Origin of the sequence: Pseudomonas lundensis, from assembly GCF_015377145.2 — a bacterium.
Classification (GTDB): Bacteria; Pseudomonadota; Gammaproteobacteria; order Pseudomonadales; family Pseudomonadaceae; genus Aquipseudomonas; species Aquipseudomonas lundensis.
In genome coordinates, this window is the sequence record NZ_CP062158.2 from 2,897,629 (window position 1) to 2,915,300 (window position 17,672).

A 17,672-nucleotide genomic window follows, 5' to 3' on the forward strand; every position below is an offset into this window, starting at 1 on the left:
TATCTTTTACAGTTGGTCTTTTATCAACAACTCGGCCACCTGCACGGCGTTCAAGGCGGCGCCTTTTCGTACGTTATCTGACGTCAACCACAAATTAAGTTCAGAAGTATCGTCAACTCCGTGACGAACACGACCTACATACACAACGTCCTGACCGACCGCATCCCCCACAGCTGTAGGATAGTCGCCCGCCTCGACCAGTTCGATGCTATCGGCTGCTTCGAGCAATGCATTAACCGCGTCCAGATCCACCGGGCCTGCCAATTGCACCGAGACGCTGAAGCTGTCGCCAAAAAACACCGGCGCCTGCACGCAGGTTACCGACACCTTAAGCCCCGGCATGCCCAACACGTCGCGCAGCTCTCTGACCAGACGCTTCTCCAGCGGCACATGGCCCTGGGCATCTGGCTTGCCAACCTGCGCCAGCAAATTGAACGCCATTTGCCGGTCAAAGAAGGTCGACTCCAAAGGGCGCAAATTAAGCAGCTCTGCCGTCTGACGCGCCAGCTCCGACACCGCTTCACGCCCTTGTGCCGAGACCGCCAGGCACGCGGTGACATTCACCCGCTGAATGTCCAGCAGCCCACGCAAAGGGGCCAGCACCACCGCCAGCGCTGTCGCCGAAGGGCTTGGGCTACTGACTTGTACGGGTTTGGGTAAACCTTGCAGCTTCTGCGCATTGGCCTCCGGCACGACCTGAGGCGCCTGAGCCTGCGCCAAGGCTCCAGACAGGTCGATGACGGCACACCCCGCTGCACGGGCTTTGTCGGCGAAACTCAACGTGACCGCAGGCCCTGCCGCAAAAAACACCATGCGTACCTGAGTGAAATCAAATGCGTCGACTTCACGCACCCGCACGTTCTTGCCCCGGTAAGGCACCGAACTTCCGGCGGACTCCAGACTGGCCAGCAAATGCAGCTCACCGACGGGAAAATCACGTTCTTCAAGAATGTGCACAATGGTTTCGCCGACAGTGCCGGTGGCGCCAACGACGGCGATATCAAAGGACTGGCTCATGGATCTACCTCAGGCGAAACAGTGGGAGCGGCACTGTACCGGGCGCCACCCCGCCAGGCAACGCACAGCGCGCTGTAAAGGGTGTGCATCGTCGGCGCACAAAAAAACCCGCGCCTCTTGCGAGGGGCGGGTCTGAAATCACCGGCGCGGATTAACGCTCCAGCAAAATCCGCAGCATGCGGCGCAGCGGTTCGGCCGCGCCCCACAACAGCTGGTCACCGACCGTGAAGGCGCCGAGGAACTGCGACCCCATGTTCAGCTTGCGCAGACGGCCGACCGGCACGTTCAGGGTGCCGGTGACTTTGGTCGGGCTCAGCTCCTGCATGCTGATTTCACGCTGATTGGGCACCAGCTTGACCCAAGGGTTGTGCTGGCTGATCAGCCCTTCGATGTCGGCAATCGGCACATCTTTGTTCAACTTGATGGTCAACGCCTGGCTGTGGCAACGCATGGCGCCGATGCGCACGCAAATGCCGTCAACCGGAATCGGGTTTTTGAAGCGACCCAGAATCTTGTTGGTTTCGGCCTGCGCCTTCCACTCTTCACGACTCTGGCCGTTAGGCAGTTCTTTGTCGATCCACGGGATCAGGCTGCCTGCCAGCGGCACACCGAAGTGCTCGGTCGGGTACGCATCGCTGCGCATGGCCTGCGCCACTTTGCGGTCGATGTCGAGAATGGCGCTGGCCGGGTTGGCCAGTTCATCGGCGACTGCGGCGTGGGTTGCGCCCATTTGCTTGATCAGCTCGCGCATGTTCTGCGCGCCGGCACCGGAAGCCGCCTGATAGGTCATGGCGCTCATCCATTCCACCAGACCGGCCTCGAACAGACCGCCCAGGCCCATCAGCATCAAACTCACGGTGCAGTTGCCGCCCACGTAGTTCTTGGTGCCGGCATCCAGCTGCTGGTCAATCACCTTGCGGTTGACCGGGTCCAGAATAATGACCGCGTCATCCTGCATGCGCAGGCTCGATGCAGCATCGATCCAATAACCTTGCCAGCCTGCCTCACGCAGCTTCGCAAACACCTCAGTGGTGTAGTCGCCGCCCTGGCAGGTCAGGATCACATCGAGGGTTTTCAACTCTTCAATGTTGTAGGCATCCTTGAGCGGAGCAATATCCTTGCCCACGGACGGACCTTGTCCACCGACATTGGAGGTGGTGAAAAACACCGGCTCAATAAGATCGAAATCCTGCTCTTCCAGCATCCGCTGCATGAGCACGGAACCGACCATACCGCGCCAACCGACCAGACCTACACGTTTCATCGCAACTACACCTTTAACAAAAAGTGGGGTCGTTACTTCCACCAACAGGAAGTAACGGGCCCGAGAGATTACAGATTCTGCAGCGCGGCGACTACTGCATCGCCCATTTCCTGTGTACCGACCTTGGTACACCCCGCCGACCAGATGTCACCCGTACGCAAACCCTGATCCAAAACCAGGCTGACCGCCTGCTCAATGGCATCGGCGGCTGCCTGCTGATTGAAGCTGTAACGCAGCATCATGGAGACCGACAAAATCGTGGCCAGCGGGTTGGCAATGCCCTGCCCCGCGATGTCCGGCGCAGAACCGTGGCACGGCTCGTACATGCCCTTGTTATTGGCATCCAGAGAGGCCGACGGCAGCATGCCGATGGAGCCGGTGAGCATCGATGCCTCGTCGGAGAGGATGTCGCCGAACAGGTTGTCGGTGACGATCACGTCGAACTGCTTGGGCGCGCGAACCAGTTGCATCGCGGCATTGTCGACGTACATGTGGCTCAATTCGACGTCCGGGTACTCCTTGGCCACTTGCTCGACAACTTCACGCCACAGCTGGCTGGACGCCAATACGTTGGCCTTGTCGACTGAGCACAACTTCTTGCCGCGCACTCGGGCCATGTCGAAACCGACCCGCGCAATGCGGCGAATTTCGCTTTCGCTGTAGGGCAGCGTGTCGTAGGCCTGACGCTCGCCATTGTCCAGCTCGCGGGTTCCGCGTGGCGCACCGAAGTAAATGCCGCCGGTCAATTCGCGGACGATCAGGATGTCCAGGCCCGCGACGATTTCCGGTTTGAGGCTCGATGCGTCCGCCAGTTGCGGGTAAAGGATCGCAGGACGCAAGTTGCCGAACAGCCCCAATTGCGCACGAATTTTCAGCAGGCCCCGTTCAGGACGGATGTCACGTTCGAGGGTGTCCCATTTAGGGCCGCCCACCGCGCCCAACAGTACCGCGTCCGCCGCACGGGCACGGGCCAGGGTTTCATCGGCCAGCGGCACACCATGCTGGTCAATGGCGGCGCCGCCGATCACGTCATGGGTCAACGCGAAGTCGAGTTGAAACTTGTCGTTGGCCAGCTCCAGCACCTTGACCGCCTGAGCCATGATTTCTGGACCAATGCCGTCACCTGGAAGAATCAGAATCTGCTTGCTCATGGGTTCCTCTTTTTTTTGTCTGTCGATGCCCCCGCAGGCGCATCCGAAAATTTTAATCGTGTGACGTGCTTACTTTTCGCACCACAGCACCAGCACATCGGTACTGAACGAGCCATCGGCGTCAATCTCGAAATACTCACGCACTTCGGCGCCCATGGACTGTTGCAAGGCGAGGATGGCGTGGCTCAGGGTGTCGGGCGTGCGCATACGGGCAATCCAGGAGCCGAACTCTAATCGCAAACGCTGGCGCTGCGTACTGCGCGTGTGCAACCCCGCCTGGCTGACCTGCTCAAGCCACTCACCCGCCGCGTAATCGCGCACATGGCTGGTGTCGCGCAACACTTCAACCGTTTGCAAATACGTGTCAAACAACGGGCTGCCCGGCGACATCACGTCAATGAATGCAGCGACACCGCCGGGCTTGAGTACCCGCCGTACTTCGCGCAAGGCCTGACCGAGATCGCTCCAGTGATGGGCCGAATAAAGGCTCAGCACGTAATCGAACTCGCCGTCAGCAAAGGGCAAGCGCTCTGCGGCGCCGCGTACGGTGCGGATATTCGGCAACTCGCGCTCAAGGGCCGCGCGACTCACCACATCCAGCATCTGCTGCGAAAGGTCGTAAGCGACCACCTCCTGGACCAGCGACGCTACGTGAAAACTGACGTGCCCGGCCCCGCAGCCCAGGTCCAGCACCCGCGCCGCCGACTTGCCGGCCAACTCCGCCTGGAGCAGCGCAAACTCGGCGCCCTGGGCATGAACAGTGCTGTTCAGGTAGGCCGACGCCTGCTCACCGAACTGTTTCTGTACGACTTGACTGTGCTGAGCGGTGCGGGTCATTGGAGTGTCCTTCAGGTCATGGGCTTGCAATCAGTCGCGAAACAACCAGGGCTGACTGGCGCGATGCTTGCTCTCAAACGCAGCGATGGCATCGCCATCCTGCAAGGTCAAACCGATGTCATCCAGACCGTTAAGCAGGCAGTGCTTGCGAAACGCATCGATTTCAAAGCTCAGCACTTTGCCGTCCGGGCGGGTGACCGTCTGCGCCTCAAGGTCGATCTTGAGCTGATAACCCGGTGTGGCTTCAACCTGAGCAAACAGTTCGTCAATCTCCGCGTCGCTCAGGATGATCGGCAACAAACCGTTCTTGAAGCTGTTATTGAAGAAGATATCGGCATAACTCGGCGCGATGATGCTGCGAAAGCCATATTCTTCCAGCGCCCACGGTGCGTGTTCACGGCTTGAGCCGCAGCCGAAGTTTTCACGCGCCAGCAACACGCTGGCGCCCTGGTAACGCTCGGCATTGAGCACGAAATCTTTGTTCAATGGCCGTTTGGAGTTGTCCTGATAAGGCTGGCCCACGTCCAGGTAGCGCCACTCATCAAACAGGTTGGGGCCGAACCCGGTGCGCTTGATGGATTTCAAAAACTGCTTGGGAATGATCTGGTCCGTGTCCACATTGGCACGGTCCAAAGGCGCAACAAGACCGGTGTGCTGGGTAAAAGCTTTCATGCTGCGCTCCTTAAATCAATTCGCGGACGTCGATGAAACGACCGTTTACCGCCGCGGCAGCGGCCATTGCCGGGCTCACCAAGTGGGTGCGGCCTCCGGCGCCCTGACGCCCTTCGAAATTACGGTTGGAGGTCGAAGCGCAGTGCTCGCCCGACTCAAGGCGGTCAGGGTTCATCGCCAGACACATCGAGCACCCTGGCTCACGCCATTCGAAACCCGCTTCAAGGAAAATCCTGTCCAGCCCTTCAGCTTCTGCCTGAGCCTTCACCAACCCCGAGCCTGGCACCACAATCGCCTGCTTGATGGTCGAGGCCACCTTGCGGCCTTTGGCGATCACGGCCGCCGCGCGCAAGTCTTCAATGCGCGAGTTGGTGCACGATCCGATGAACACACGATCCAGCTGGATATCCGTGATCGCCTGATTGGCGCTTAACCCCATGTACTTCAACGCACGCTCAATCGAACCGCGCTTGACCAGATCGGCTTCCTGCGCCGGATCGGGCACATTCTGATCCACGGCCAACACCATTTCCGGCGAAGTGCCCCAGCTGACCTGCGGCTTGATCAGGGTCGCATCCAGTTCGACCACCGTGTCGAAGACTGCGTCGGCATCCGACACCAATGATTTCCAGGCCTCAACCGCCTGGTCCCACTCCGCGCCTTTGGGGGCGAACGGGCGGCCCTTGACGTAATCGACTGTCTTCTCATCGGCGGCCACCAGACCGACGCGCGCGCCCGCCTCAATGGCCATGTTGCAAATGGTCATGCGGCCTTCAACGGACAAGTCGCGAATCGCGCTTCCGGCGAACTCAATGGCGTGACCATTGCCACCGGCCGTGCCGATTTTGCCGATGACCGCGAGCACGATGTCCTTGGCTGTCACCCCAAATGGCAATTGGCCTTCTACGCGCACCAGCATGTTCTTCATTTTTTTAGCGACAAGGCATTGGGTGGCCAGTACGTGTTCGACCTCAGACGTGCCAATACCGTGGGCCAAGGCGCCGAACGCGCCATGGGTCGAGGTGTGCGAGTCGCCGCAGACCACGGTCATGCCCGGCAATGTGGCGCCCTGCTCAGGGCCGATCACGTGAACGATGCCCTGACGCACGTCGTTCATTTTGAATTCGGTGATGCCGTACTCGTCGCAGTTGTCGTCCAGGGTTTGCACTTGCAAACGGGAAACCTGATCGGCAATCGCTTGAATCCCGCCTTTGCGCTCCGGCGTGGTCGGTACGTTATGGTCCGGGGTCGCGATATTGGCATCGATGCGCCAAGGCTTGCGCCCTGCCAGACGCAAGCCTTCGAACGCTTGCGGCGAGGTCACTTCATGAATGATGTGACGGTCGATATAGATCAGCGCCGAGCCATCGTCGCGCTGCTTGACCAAATGCGAATCCCAGAGCTTGTCGTAGAGCGTTTTGCCGGCCATCACACGGTTCCTCATCAGCTACTTTCTGTGCCAATAACCACTTGGCTTGTGAGGTCGATCCTATGGCGTTAAAGTTAATAACTCAAATTCATAATTTTTATAGTTTGGATAACCAAAGGGAATTCGAAACATGGACCTCGCAAATCTCAATGCCTTCATTGCGATTGCAGAAACCGGCAGCTTTTCGGGTGCCGCCGAACGGTTGTTCCTGACCCAGCCGGCGATCAGCAAACGCATCGCCAGCATTGAGCAACAACTCAAGCTCAGGCTGTTCGACCGACTCGGCCGTGAAGTCAGCCTGACCGAGGCCGGCCGAGCGCTGCTGCCCCGCGCCTATCAAATACTCAACGTGCTGGACGACACCCGCCGGGCGCTCAACAACCTTAACGGAGAGGTCAGCGGTCGCCTGACACTGGCTACCAGCCACCATATTGGCTTGCACCGCTTGCCGCCCCTGCTGCGTGAATTCACCCGCACTTACCCCAAGGTCGCGCTGGATATTCAGTTCCTCGATTCAGAAGTGGCCTACGAAGAAATCCTCCATGGCCGAGCTGAACTGGCGGTCATTACCCTGGCGCCCGAACCGCATTCACTGATTCGCGCCGTGCCGGTGTGGGATGACCCGCTGGATTTTGTCGTCGCGCCAGAGCACTCGCTGACCCACAAAGGGCCGATCAGCCTGGCAGACATCGCGCACCACCCGGCGGTGTTCCCGGGTGGCAACACCTTTACCCACCACATCGTGCAGCGGCTGTTCGAGGCCCAAGGGTTGACCCCCAATATCGCCATGAGCACCAACTACCTGGAAACCATCAAAATGATGGTGTCCATCGGTCTGGCCTGGAGCGTGCTGCCGCGCACCATGCTTGACGAACAAGTGGCATCGATCCGCTTGCCGGGCATACAACTGACGCGCCAACTAGGCTATATCTTGCATACCGAACGCACTTTATCGAATGCTGCACACGCTTTCATGACATTGCTGGATGGCCAGGTCGATACCCGGCACACTGCGCCTGACACATGACCGTACTGTCGCTTTTTCCGTTCAAGGACCGCAGCCAATGCCAACACCCGCTGACTCTGTGCACCTTACTAGCGGTTTGCCCTCTACCGAACCGTTAACGCTGGAGCAAAACGGGCGTCAGACCCCGCCATTGCTCGCTGCGCTCAAGGCGGCGCAATTGGGTGCATGGTGCTGGGACATGGAAAGCGGCGACATCAGTTGGTCCGAGGGCTCCCACGCCTTGTTCGGCCTGCCGGCAACCCAGACCTTGCCGGGCAACCTCAATCAGTTATCGGCCTTGCCGTTCGATGATTGGCCCAAGGCTCAGCAGGCCTTTGATGCGGTGATCAAAAATGCCCCCCAGGAGCGCAGCACTCACCACCGCATTCGCTGGCCAGACGGCACCCTGCACTGGCTGGAGATCCGGGGCAGCCGGGTGCCCACCGCCGATGGCAAGCCCCGCATGATGGGCGTCCTGCAAGAAGTCACCCAACAACGCCAGCGCCAGCAAGCCCTGAACAACTCGGAAGAACGCTTTGCCACCCTGTTTCACCTGTCACCGAACATGGTGCTGTTGGTGCGCCTTGAAGACGGGCTGATCAGCGAAGCCAACCATTGCTTTGAAAGCCTGCTCGGCTGGCCGGTTCAGCACGCCATTGGCCGGACCACGCTGGAGTTGGGGCTGTGGCCCGACCCGCAGCAACGCAACGCTTTCATCCAGGCGATCCGCCGCGAACAGGCACCGGTGGACATGGAAGTGCAATTGCGCGGCCGTAACGGCCAGTTGCATGGCGGGATCCTCAGCGCCCAAAAAGTCGAACTGGAGGGTGAGGAATACCTGGTCAGCACGTTTCTCGACACCAGCGAACGCATCAAGGCCGAGCAAGCGCTCAAGGACAGCCAGGAGCGACTGGACCTGGCCCTCGATTCAGCGCAGATGGGCACTTGGGACTGGCACATTCCCAGTGGCCAGCTGTACGGCTCGGCGCGCGCCGCCCAATTGCACGGCCTGGAAGCTGTGGCGTTCAACGAATCGTTCGAGGCGTTTTTTGAAGGGGTGCCCATCGAGGAACGCTACAACATGCGCAACGCCTACCGCTCCTTGCGCGAAGGCCCGGCCGGTAATTACCAGCTGACCTACCGGGTTCAGCTCGAAAACGGTGCCTCGCGTTACCTGGAAAGTCGCGCCCGCCTGTACCGTGACGACGATGGTCAGCCACTGCGCATGGCGGGCACCCTGCTCGACATCACCGAACAAGTGGAGCGCGAGCAACGCCTGATCGCTTCCGAAGAAAAGTTTGCCAGCGTGTTTCAGACCAGCCCCGACCCCATTTGCGTGCTGCAGGCCGTCAGCGGTGAGGTGATGGAGATCAATGCCAGTTTCAGTCAGACCTTTGGCTGGGACATGAACGATCTGCGTGCAGACCCCGACCACCAGGCCATACATTTACGACCTTTGCTGGCTGCCATTCAGGGCCCGGCGCAGCACAACCTGACCGTCTCGTTATTGCACAAAAATACCGACCCCCTGACGTGTGTGGTGTCCAGCCGTTCCATCGAACTGGATGGGCACGCCTGCATGGTCGCCACCTTGCGCGACATCACCCAGCAACAGCGGGCCGAAGCCGTGCTTAAAGCCAGCGAAGAGAAATTCGCCAAGGCGTTTCACTCAAGCCCCGACGCCATCACCATCAGCGACTACGCCACCGGCTGTTACCTGGAGGTCAACGACGGCTTTACCCGGCTGACCGGTTATACCAGCGCCGAAGTCATGGGCCGCAGCCCTTACGAACTGGGGATCTGGGGTGACAGCTCGCTGCGTCAGGCGCTGCTGGACGAACTGGAAGAAAAAGGCCGTATCAGCAACCGTGAAATCCTCGGGCGCTCACGCCGTGGCGATCTGCTTAACGTGGAGATCTCCATCGAACGCATCACCCTCAACGACACCGCTTGCCTGCTGCTGATCGCCCGTGACATCAGTCAATTGAAAGCCGCGCAGGCGCAGGTGCGTCATCTGGCCTATCACGACCCGCTCACCAACCTGCCCAACCGGGCCTTGCTGATGGATCGCCTGACCCAGCAAAGCGCCCTGCTGTCGCGGCATGACATGCGCGGGGCCCTGCTGTTCCTCGACCTGGATCACTTCAAGCACATCAACGACTCGCTCGGGCATCCGGTGGGCGATGCGGTGCTGAAAATCATCACCGCCCGGCTTGAAGCCAGCGTGCGGGTCGAAGACACCGTGGCGCGACTGGGCGGCGACGAGTTTGTGGTCCTGCTCAGCGGCTTGCACGGCTCGCTGGAGGAAGTGACCCGGCACGTGCGCGCCACGGCCGACACGCTACGCGAATTGTTGGCCGAGCCGATGTTTCTCGATGGCCAGCGCCTGCAAGTCACCCCCAGTATCGGCATCGCGCTGATTCCCGACCACGGCGCCAACCCGGCCGACTTGTTCAAGCGCGCCGACATTGCCCTGTACCGGGCCAAAGATTCGGGGCGCAACACCACGCAACTGTTTCACCCCGACATGCAGGCCGCCGCCAGTGAGCGCATGCGCATCGAAAGTGATTTGCGCACCGCCCTGGCACGCAACGAATTCAGCCTGCACTATCAGCCGCAGGTCGATGCACGCACCCAACGCATCGTGGGCGCCGAAGCGCTGGTGCGCTGGCAACACCCGCAACTGGGGCCGCAGTCGCCAAGCGAGTTCATCAAAATCCTTGAGGACAGCGGGTTAATCCTTGAAGTCGGCACCTGGATTCTGGATCAAGCCTGCCGCGATTTCGGTGCCTTGCTCAATGACGGCCTGATCCAGGCCAAAGATTTCAGCCTGTGCGTGAACATCAGCCCGCGCCAGTTTCGCCAGAGCAACTTCGTTGATCGCGTGCAACGCAGCCTGCTGACCCATGACCTGCCCAGTTCCATGCTCAAACTGGAAATCACCGAAGGCATCGTGATCCAGAACCTGGAAGACACTATCGCAAAAATGCATCAGCTCACGGCCATGGGCGTGAGCTTTGCAATGGACGATTTTGGCACCGGTTACTCGTCGCTGACGCACCTTAAGCGCTTGCCGGTCGACACGCTGAAAATTGACCAGTCATTCGTGCGCGATGCCATCAACGACCCGAATGACGCGGAAATCATCCGCGCCATCGTGGCAATGGCCCATAGCCTGCAGCTTAAGGTGGTGGCCGAAGGCGTCGAACGGCAACAGCAGTTGCAGTTTTTACAGAGCCTGGAATGCCACATCTATCAGGGCTATTTGCACAGTCGCCCTGTACCGATCGACGCGTTTCGCACCCTGCTCAAGGCCTGACGCCGTAGGGGCTAGAGGTTGGGGTTGACCCGTTTCCAGGCCAGGTTGGCGAGCTTCATCGAGCCATTGAAGTTCACGGGCACGTCCGGCGCCAGGTACAACATGTCGCCTTCAATGCGGCAGGTACGCACTTGACGTTGCCCACGCCAGTTGGGAAAGAAGCTGACAAACATTTCGTGCTCCAGCAGTCCGCGCGCTTCATCCACATAAAACGGGCCGCTGTAGGCAAAGTACGTTTTACCCGCTTCTTTGTACTCATGTTCACTGGCATCAAACGGGTCATTGCTGGCCAGGTCATTGCGGCCGGGCGGACAGAATTGCGCCGACATATAGCCGTCAGGCGTATACAGGATGATCCCTTCCGGGGTCGTGCCCATGGGGTGGGATTCAACACCGGTGTTGGTATCGCGCTCCACAAAACTCACCAGTTTCCAGGCGCCGATCAGCGCATTTCGGTCTACGGTAGACATGGCATGCATTTCCTTTGCATCGGGATGGGAGAGCAAGGCCTGATCGCCAGGCTCCGCGAAACCGACAGCGTAGACGGCGAAGCGGCAACGTCCATCTATAGGCATTGCCACTTATCGAATTCCCCCTCAAACGGACTAGTCCGCAGCCGTTGGCGCTGTGAAATAATCCGGCCCCACAGATCAACAAGAACAATAAGGACGCCTCATGCACACCTCTGACATCTTTATCCTCAGCGCTCGGCGCACCGCCATTGGCACCTTCGGCGGCGCGCTGAAAGACGTGCCCCTGTGCGACCTCGCCACCGTTGCCGTGACGGCCGCACTGTCCAGCAGTCAGGTTGATCCCGAACGCATCGGCCACGTGGTGATGGGCAATGTCATCCCTACTGACCCCCACGACGCCTACGTGGCGCGGGTCGCGGCGATCCGCGCAGGCATCCCCAAAGAGACCCCGGCCTTCAACGTCAATCGCCTCTGCGGCTCGGGCCTGCAAGCCGTGATTTCAGCAGCCCACACCGTGATGCTCGGTGACGCCGAATTTGCCATCGGCGCCGGGGTGGAATCCATGAGCCGCGGGCCCTACCTGCTGCCTGCTGCACGCTGGGGCGCGCGCATGGGCAACGGGCTGATGCAGGACTACATGCTCGGGGTGCTGCACGATCCGTTTCAAGGCATGCACATGGGCATCACTGCCGAGAACATCGCTGAACGCAACGGCATCAACCGCGAAACCCAGGATGCCCTGGCCTACGCCGATCAGCAGCGCGCCGCTCATGCACTCGAACACCACTTTTTTGATCAGCAAATAGCCCCGGTCGAGATCACGACACGCAAAGGCAGCACGCTGTTCAGTGTCGATGAACACCCGCGCGCCACCACCCTTGAGCAATTGGCAAGCATGCGCCCGGCCTTCAAGAAAGACGGCACGGTCACGGCCGGTAACGCCTCGGGCCTGAACGATGGTGCCGCAGCCCTGGTGTTGGCCAGCGCCAGCGCCGTGACCTCGGGCAACCTCGCGCCCCTGGCGCGCCTGGTGGCGTACGCCCATGCCGGGGTGGAACCCGAACTGATGGGGCTGGGCCCGATTCCGGCGACGCAACTGGCCCTGAAACGCGCTGGTTTGAGCATCAACGACATGGACGTGATCGAAGCCAATATCGCCTTCGCAGCCCAAGCCTGCGCCGTGATGCAAGCGCTGGACATGGACCCGGCCAAGGTCAACCCCAATGGTTCAGGGATCGCGCTGGGCCATCCGGTGGGCGCAACCGGCGCGATCATTGCGACCAAGGCCATTCATGAATTGCACCGCATTCAGGGCCGCTACGCATTGGCCACCATGTGCATCGGCGGTGGACAGGGCATCGCGGTGATTTTCGAACGGGTCTGACTGCTTGGCGGCTAGCGCCTTAGGTGCGGGATATCTGGCGGCAATGACACATACAAGCGCAACGAAGCTGACGCGTTGAGCGTCAGCTTCCTTTCCGGTTACTTACCAGCCGTCAGGGTGGTGTAACTGGTGATCAGGTTGCGGTAGTCCGGGATATGGTTGGAGAACAGCGCCCCCAGCCCTTCCACATCGTTGCGCCAGTCGCGGTGCAGCTCACAGGCCAGGCCAAACCAGGTCATCAACTGTGCACCGGAGGCCGACATACGATCCCACGCCGAGTGGCGAGTAATTTCGTTGAACGTTCCGGACGCGTCCGTCACCACAAACACTTCAAACCCTTCCGCCAGCGCCGAGAGCGCCGGAAAGGCCACGCACACCTCGGTCACCACGCCCGCAATGATCAGTTGCTTTTTGCCTGTGGCCTTGACGGCCTTGACGAAATCTTCGTTGTCCCAAGCGTTGATCTGTCCCGGCCGGGCGATGTACGGCGCGTCGGGGAACTGCGCTTTCAACTCCGGCACCAGCGGGCCGTTGGGGCCTGTTTCAAAACTGGTGGTCAAAATGGTCGGCAACTTGAAATACGCGGCCAGATCGGCCAGTGCCAACACGTTGTTCTTGAACTTGTCAGGGTCGATGTCCCTGACCAACGACAGCAAACCCGCCTGATGATCCACCAACAAAACGGCGGCATTGTCCTTGTCCAAACGCTTGTAAGAAGTCGTCACAGGGTGTTCCTCTCATGGGTGATTCAAAAAAACGGGCCATGACCCTTCATGGCCCGGAAGTGCGGTTTAACGCGTTGCAACACTCAGATCAGGCGGGCATACGACCAAAACGACCCGACTGAAAATCCACAAACGCCTGCTCAATCTCGGCCTCGCTGTTCATCACAAACGGGCCGTGACCGACGATGGGCTCGTCAATCGGTTCGCCGCTGAGGATCAAGAACACCGCATCCTGATCGGCATCGACATGCACCTGAGTGCCATCACGATCGAACAAGGCCAACTGGCCTTCGCGTGCCATCTCTTGGCCATTCAGTTGCACGGCGCCCTTGAGCACTACCAGTGCGGTGTTGTGGCCTTCGCGCAGATCAAACGTAGCCGACTTGCCCGCCTGCAACCGGATATCCCAGACCTGGATATCAGTAAAGGTGTGCGCCGGGCCACGGAGACCGTCGAATTCACCGGCAATCAGGCGCAGCCGTCCGGCGTTGTCCTTGAGGGCTACATCCGGGATGTCCCGGTCCAGAATGCCCTGATAACCCGGTGCGGCCATTTTGTCTTTGGCGGGCAGGTTGACCCACAACTGGACCATCTCCAGGGTGCCGCCACGGCGGGCGAATGCCTCCGAATGGAATTCTTCATGCAAGATCCCGGACGCCGCCGTCATCCATTGCACATCACCGGGGCCGATCACCCCACCGTTACCGGTGGAATCGCGGTGTTCGACTTCGCCCTTGTAAACGATGGTGACGGTTTCGAACCCGCGATGCGGGTGTTGCCCTACGCCGCGACGCTGAGTAGTCGGCGTAAATTCGGCGGGTCCTGCGTAATCCAGCAACAGGAATGGGCTGATGTGTTTACCCATCTGGTCGTAAGAAAACATCGTGCGTACCGGGAAACCATCACCGACCCAGTGGCCACGCGGCGCTGTGTAAATGCCAAGAATGTGTTTCATCGTGTACCTCCTGTAATTCATGGCAACAGCTTAGATTCGATGCGTTTTGTCGACTAGACTGCGTTTTTGAACCTTAGCGTTCTATTTGGAGAACGATGGTGGAAGACCTCAACACGCTCTATTACTTCACCCAAGTGGTCGAACACCGCGGTTTCGCCGCCGCCGGCCGGGCGCTGGACATGCCCAAGTCCAAACTCAGCCGACGCATTGCCCAGTTGGAAGAGCGACTGGGGGTACGGCTGATACAGCGTAGTAGCCGCCACTGTTCACTGACGGAAATTGGCCAAGAGTATTACCAGCGGTGTCTGGCCATGCGCATCGAGGCCGAAGCGGCAGCTGAAGTCATTGAGCGAAATCGCTCCGAACCCCAAGGCATTGTGCGTTTGAGCTGTCCGACCTCGCTGCTCAACTCGTGGGTCAGCGCCATGCTCACGCGCTACATGCTCAAGTACCCGTTGGTGGAACTGCACGTTGAAAGCACCAACCGCCGGGTGGACGTGATCGAAGAGGGTTTCGACATTGCGATCCGCGTGCGCTTTCCGCCGCTGCAGAACAGTGAGCTGGTGATGAAAGTGTTGGGCAACAGCCTCCAGAGCCTGGTCGCCAGCCCGGCGCTGCTGCCGCGTTTTTCCAACCCGCCCGGCCCCGCCGACCTGAGCGGCCTGCCGAGTCTGTTTTGGGGCTCGGCCCGTCGCGACTATGCCTGGGAACTGTTTGGTCCCGACGGCGCCACCGCCTTGATCCCTCACACACCCAAACTCATCACCGATGACCTGCCCGCCCTGTGTCAGGCCGCCGTGGCAGGCCTGGGCGTAGTGCATCTGCCCAATGTGGTGGTTCGCGATCAAATCGCCAGCGGTCAATTGGTCAACGTGCTGCCGGACTGGGCGCCCAAAAGCGGGATCGTGCACGCGGTATTCCCCTCGCGCCGGGGATTACTGCCTTCAGTGCGTACGCTGATTGATTTTCTGGCCGAGGAATTCAGCCACAGCGACGTGGTTTGACGCATCGGAACGTGATGGACGCCCCTGCCTCTAAATTAATGCCACTGCCCCTCGTTCTTTCCAGATAGCAAAGGCCGCGCGCCTGCCCCTTGACGGCGGATTTCTACTGAGATGGCAATGACTCAATCACGTTCTAAAAAAGCCCTGCTGTTCGGTCTTCCTCTGGCCCTGGCCGCCGCCATCGGTGGGGGCGTGCTGGTGTGGGACACGTTTTACCGGGGCAATCCGGGTTACCCGCTGAAGATCATCAAGCAGGCCGACGCGCTTCAGGACCGCATCCTGTCGTTTGACAGCCACATCACGGTGCCACTGGAGTTCGGCACGGCGGGCAACGAAGCCGACAAGGACGGGACGGGGCAGTTTGACCTGGCCAAGGCCGCCAAGGGCCGGTTATCCGGCGCGGCACTGACCGTGTTCGGCTGGCCGGAAATCTGGAACGGCCCCAACGCGCCGCACCGCCCGACCGCCGGCTTCGTCGAGGCCGCGCGTAATGAGCAGCAGGCGCGCTACCGGATCATCACCGGCATGGTCCGCGACTTCCCCAATCAGGTCGGCATCGCCTACACCCCGGATGACTTGCGACGCCTTCACGGCGAAGGAAAATTCGCCATCTTCATCAGCATGCTCAACGCCTACCCGCTGGGTAACGACCTCAATCAGCTGGACATGTGGGCCGCACGCGGCATGCGCATGTTCGGTTTCAGCTACGTCGGCAATAACGACTGGGCCGACTCCTCGCGCCCGCTGCCTTTTTTCAACGACACGCCTGATGCCCTCGACGGTCTGTCTGAAACCGGCAAGCAAGCGGTACGACGCCTGAACGATCTGGGTGTGATTATTGACGTGTCACAGATGTCGACCAAGGCACTGGAGCAAGTCAGCCAGCTCAGCCGCACGCCGATGGTGGCCTCGCACTCGGCCCCGCGGGCGCTGGTGGACATCCCGCGCAACCTCAGCGACAAAGAAATGCAGCTCATCAAGGACAGCGGGGGCGTGGTGCAAATCGTCGGTTTCCCGACCTACCTGCGCCCGCTTGGCCAGGACAGCCAGGCCAAACTCAACACCCTGCGCAGCCAGTTCGATTTGCCGCCGCTGCACAACCTGGAAATGGCCCTGATGCCGGGCGACCCGATCATCACCGTCTGGCCCGAGCAGCGCTTCGGGGAGTACGCGGCCGGGCTGTACGCCATCGTCGAAGAAGAACCGAAAGCCACGCTCAAGGATTACGGCGACGCCATTGATTACGCGGTGAAGAAAATCGGCATCGACCACGTGGGCATCAGTTCCGACTTCAACGACGGCGGCGGACTCGATGGCTGGAAGGATGTCAGCGAAACCCGCAACGTCACGGCCGAGCTGTTGCAACGCGGCTATTCGGAAGCCGATATCGCCAAATTGTGGGGCGGCAACTTCCTGCGCGTGTGGGACACCGTGCAAAAAGCCGCCAAACCTGTCTCTCTTCAATAAGTGAACTTGCTGACCATGTTGACGCTGAATCCGCTGTATCGCTTCTCGCTGGCTGCCCTGTTGTGCAGCCTGCCCGCCCTTGCCCACGCAGACGAACCGGCCAGGCCGGGGACGGTGTTCAAGGACTGCAAGGACTGCCCGCAGATGGTGGTGTTGCCCACGGGCAGCTTCATGATGGGCACCCCGGACGATGAAGTCGGCCGCGAACCCGATGAGGGGCCGCTGCATAAGGTGACGTTTAGCAAGCCACTGGCCATCAGCCGCTTTCAGATCACGGCCGCCGAATTTGACGCCTACATCAAGGACACCGGGGTCAAGATTGCCGACGGCGACGACCGCCCGGGACGCGAGTGCATTGCCAGCAAGCCGCGCTACCCGCAGGGTCCACGCCAACCGGCGGTGTGCATGGACTTCGACGATGCCCAACACTACGTCAGTTGGCTGTCGAAAAAGACGGGCAAACCCTACCGCATGGTCAGCGAAGCCACTCGCGAGTATGCCGCCCGGGCAGGCTCCACTGGCCCATTCCCCTTCCCTATGGATGAAGGCAAGGCCTACAGCATCGCCAAACATGCCAACACGTACGGCCCGACGGATGGCTACAGCTACACCTCTCCCGTGGGCAGCTACCCACCCAATGCGTTTGGCGTGTATGACATGCACGGCAACGTGTACGAGTGGCTGGAAGACTGCAAACACAACGACTACGTGGGCGCCCCCACTGACGGCAGCGCCTGGGTGACGGACAGCACCTGCGAACTGCGCCAGATACGCGGCAACGACTGGGGCGAGGCGCCGGTCTTCTCCCGCTCCGGCAACCGCAATGACATCTACCCGCAGACACGGGGAGACTGGGTGGGCATGCGGGTACAGCGCGAGCTTTAACGTCCGGGTGGGCACTGCCCCGTCATCGCTGACAAGCTGTGCGGGGCAGCGTCAAGGTGCCGGGCTTGCCTGATCGAGCGACGC

The 17,672-nt window shown here is 60.3% G+C and carries 15 protein-coding genes; 6 read left to right on the forward strand and 9 right to left on the reverse strand.

The annotated features are described in order from the left end of the window. Window positions 1-6: 6 nt before the first annotated feature. The 6 genes from IF654_RS13505 to leuC all read right to left on the reverse strand — a co-directional run bounded on the left by IF654_RS13505 (window position 7) and on the right by leuC (window position 6,370). Complete coding sequence (locus tag IF654_RS13505) at window positions 7-1,017, reverse strand: aspartate-semialdehyde dehydrogenase (RefSeq protein WP_094987547.1); 1,011 nt, start codon at window positions 1,015-1,017, stop codon at window positions 7-9. A gap of 151 nt (window positions 1,018-1,168) precedes the next feature. Next, a complete protein-coding gene (gene asd, locus IF654_RS13510) occupies window positions 1,169-2,281 on the reverse strand; it encodes an aspartate-semialdehyde dehydrogenase (RefSeq protein ID WP_047275568.1) in 1,113 nt (370 codons plus the stop codon). A 68-nt stretch (window positions 2,282-2,349) separates the two neighbouring features. Next, window positions 2,350-3,432: a 3-isopropylmalate dehydrogenase gene (leuB, locus tag IF654_RS13515; protein ID WP_047275570.1), complete on the reverse strand. Its 1,083-nt coding sequence runs from the start codon at window positions 3,430-3,432 to the stop codon at window positions 2,350-2,352. Window positions 3,433-3,501: 69 nt separating this feature from the next. Further along, window positions 3,502-4,269 carry a class I SAM-dependent methyltransferase gene (locus IF654_RS13520; protein ID WP_194862320.1) on the reverse strand — a complete coding sequence of 256 codons (768 nt, stop codon included), beginning with the start codon at window positions 4,267-4,269 and terminating at the stop codon, window positions 3,502-3,504. Between the two features lie 30 nt (window positions 4,270-4,299). After that, on the reverse strand, window positions 4,300-4,941 hold the full coding sequence (gene leuD / locus IF654_RS13525) for a 3-isopropylmalate dehydratase small subunit (RefSeq protein WP_047275575.1): 642 nt from the start codon (window positions 4,939-4,941) through the stop codon (window positions 4,300-4,302). Between the two features lie 10 nt (window positions 4,942-4,951). Then, window positions 4,952-6,370 (reverse strand): 3-isopropylmalate dehydratase large subunit, encoded by a 1,419-nt coding sequence (gene leuC / locus IF654_RS13530; protein WP_194862319.1) that lies wholly within the window; start codon window positions 6,368-6,370, stop codon window positions 4,952-4,954. Window positions 6,371-6,500: 130 nt separating this feature from the next. On the opposite strand from leuC, the gene IF654_RS13535 reads away from it, so the two are divergent. Continuing rightward, the gene (locus IF654_RS13535) at window positions 6,501-7,397 is read left to right on the forward strand and encodes a LysR family transcriptional regulator (RefSeq protein ID WP_047294306.1); all 897 of its coding nucleotides are present in this window, start codon (window positions 6,501-6,503) and stop codon (window positions 7,395-7,397) included. Between the two features lie 37 nt (window positions 7,398-7,434). Then, window positions 7,435-10,695: a bifunctional diguanylate cyclase/phosphodiesterase gene (locus IF654_RS13540; protein ID WP_194862318.1), complete on the forward strand. Its 3,261-nt coding sequence runs from the start codon at window positions 7,435-7,437 to the stop codon at window positions 10,693-10,695. Window positions 10,696-10,706: 11 nt separating this feature from the next. Here IF654_RS13540 and IF654_RS13545 read toward each other — a convergent pair whose 3' ends face one another. Further along, complete coding sequence (locus IF654_RS13545; RefSeq protein ID WP_047275582.1) at window positions 10,707-11,165, reverse strand: lipocalin-like domain-containing protein; 459 nt, start codon at window positions 11,163-11,165, stop codon at window positions 10,707-10,709. 205 nt (window positions 11,166-11,370) lie between these two features. Here IF654_RS13545 and IF654_RS13550 point away from each other — a divergent pair, with 205 nt between their 5' ends. Further along, on the forward strand, window positions 11,371-12,552 hold the full coding sequence (locus IF654_RS13550) for an acetyl-CoA C-acyltransferase family protein (protein WP_047276448.1): 1,182 nt from the start codon (window positions 11,371-11,373) through the stop codon (window positions 12,550-12,552). Between the two features lie 98 nt (window positions 12,553-12,650). Here IF654_RS13550 and ycaC read toward each other — a convergent pair whose 3' ends face one another. Then, window positions 12,651-13,277, reverse strand: a complete 627-nt coding sequence (ycaC, locus tag IF654_RS13555; RefSeq protein WP_047282710.1) for an isochorismate family cysteine hydrolase YcaC — start codon at window positions 13,275-13,277, stop codon at window positions 12,651-12,653. An 88-nt stretch (window positions 13,278-13,365) separates the two neighbouring features. Beyond that, a complete protein-coding gene (locus tag IF654_RS13560) occupies window positions 13,366-14,232 on the reverse strand; it encodes a pirin family protein (protein ID WP_194862317.1) in 867 nt (288 codons plus the stop codon). Window positions 14,233-14,327: 95 nt separating this feature from the next. Between IF654_RS13560 and IF654_RS13565 the strand changes: the two genes are divergently transcribed. The 3 genes from IF654_RS13565 to pvdO all read left to right on the forward strand — a co-directional run bounded on the left by IF654_RS13565 (window position 14,328) and on the right by pvdO (window position 17,588). Next, on the forward strand, window positions 14,328-15,236 hold the full coding sequence (locus IF654_RS13565) for a LysR family transcriptional regulator (RefSeq protein WP_080960215.1): 909 nt from the start codon (window positions 14,328-14,330) through the stop codon (window positions 15,234-15,236). A gap of 117 nt (window positions 15,237-15,353) precedes the next feature. After that, complete coding sequence (gene pvdM, locus IF654_RS13570) at window positions 15,354-16,703, forward strand: pyoverdine-tailoring dipeptidase-like protein PvdM (RefSeq protein ID WP_095010168.1); 1,350 nt, start codon at window positions 15,354-15,356, stop codon at window positions 16,701-16,703. A 15-nt stretch (window positions 16,704-16,718) separates the two neighbouring features. Beyond that, window positions 16,719-17,588 (forward strand): dihydropyoverdine dehydrogenase, encoded by an 870-nt coding sequence (gene pvdO / locus IF654_RS13575; RefSeq protein WP_094989500.1) that lies wholly within the window; start codon window positions 16,719-16,721, stop codon window positions 17,586-17,588. Window positions 17,589-17,672: the final 84 nt, after the last annotated feature.

Coding starts and splice junctions, on each gene's coding strand:
- IF654_RS13505 (WP_094987547.1), bottom strand. CDS start 1,017: ATGAGCCAGTCCTTTGATATCGCCGTCGTTGGCGCCACCGGCACTGTC.
- asd (WP_047275568.1), bottom strand. CDS start 2,281: ATGAAACGTGTAGGTCTGGTCGGTTGGCGCGGTATGGTCGGTTCCGTG.
- leuB (WP_047275570.1), bottom strand. CDS start 3,432: ATGAGCAAGCAGATTCTGATTCTTCCAGGTGACGGCATTGGTCCAGAA.
- IF654_RS13520 (WP_194862320.1), bottom strand. CDS start 4,269: ATGACCCGCACCGCTCAGCACAGTCAAGTCGTACAGAAACAGTTCGGT.
- leuD (WP_047275575.1), bottom strand. CDS start 4,941: ATGAAAGCTTTTACCCAGCACACCGGTCTTGTTGCGCCTTTGGACCGT.
- leuC (WP_194862319.1), bottom strand. CDS start 6,370: ATGGCCGGCAAAACGCTCTACGACAAGCTCTGGGATTCGCATTTGGTC.
- IF654_RS13535 (WP_047294306.1), top strand. CDS start 6,501: ATGGACCTCGCAAATCTCAATGCCTTCATTGCGATTGCAGAAACCGGC.
- IF654_RS13540 (WP_194862318.1), top strand. CDS start 7,435: ATGCCAACACCCGCTGACTCTGTGCACCTTACTAGCGGTTTGCCCTCT.
- IF654_RS13545 (WP_047275582.1), bottom strand. CDS start 11,165: ATGTCTACCGTAGACCGAAATGCGCTGATCGGCGCCTGGAAACTGGTG.
- IF654_RS13550 (WP_047276448.1), top strand. CDS start 11,371: ATGCACACCTCTGACATCTTTATCCTCAGCGCTCGGCGCACCGCCATT.
- IF654_RS13560 (WP_194862317.1), bottom strand. CDS start 14,232: ATGAAACACATTCTTGGCATTTACACAGCGCCGCGTGGCCACTGGGTC.
- IF654_RS13565 (WP_080960215.1), top strand. CDS start 14,328: ATGGTGGAAGACCTCAACACGCTCTATTACTTCACCCAAGTGGTCGAA.
- pvdM (WP_095010168.1), top strand. CDS start 15,354: ATGACTCAATCACGTTCTAAAAAAGCCCTGCTGTTCGGTCTTCCTCTG.
- pvdO (WP_094989500.1), top strand. CDS start 16,719: ATGTTGACGCTGAATCCGCTGTATCGCTTCTCGCTGGCTGCCCTGTTG.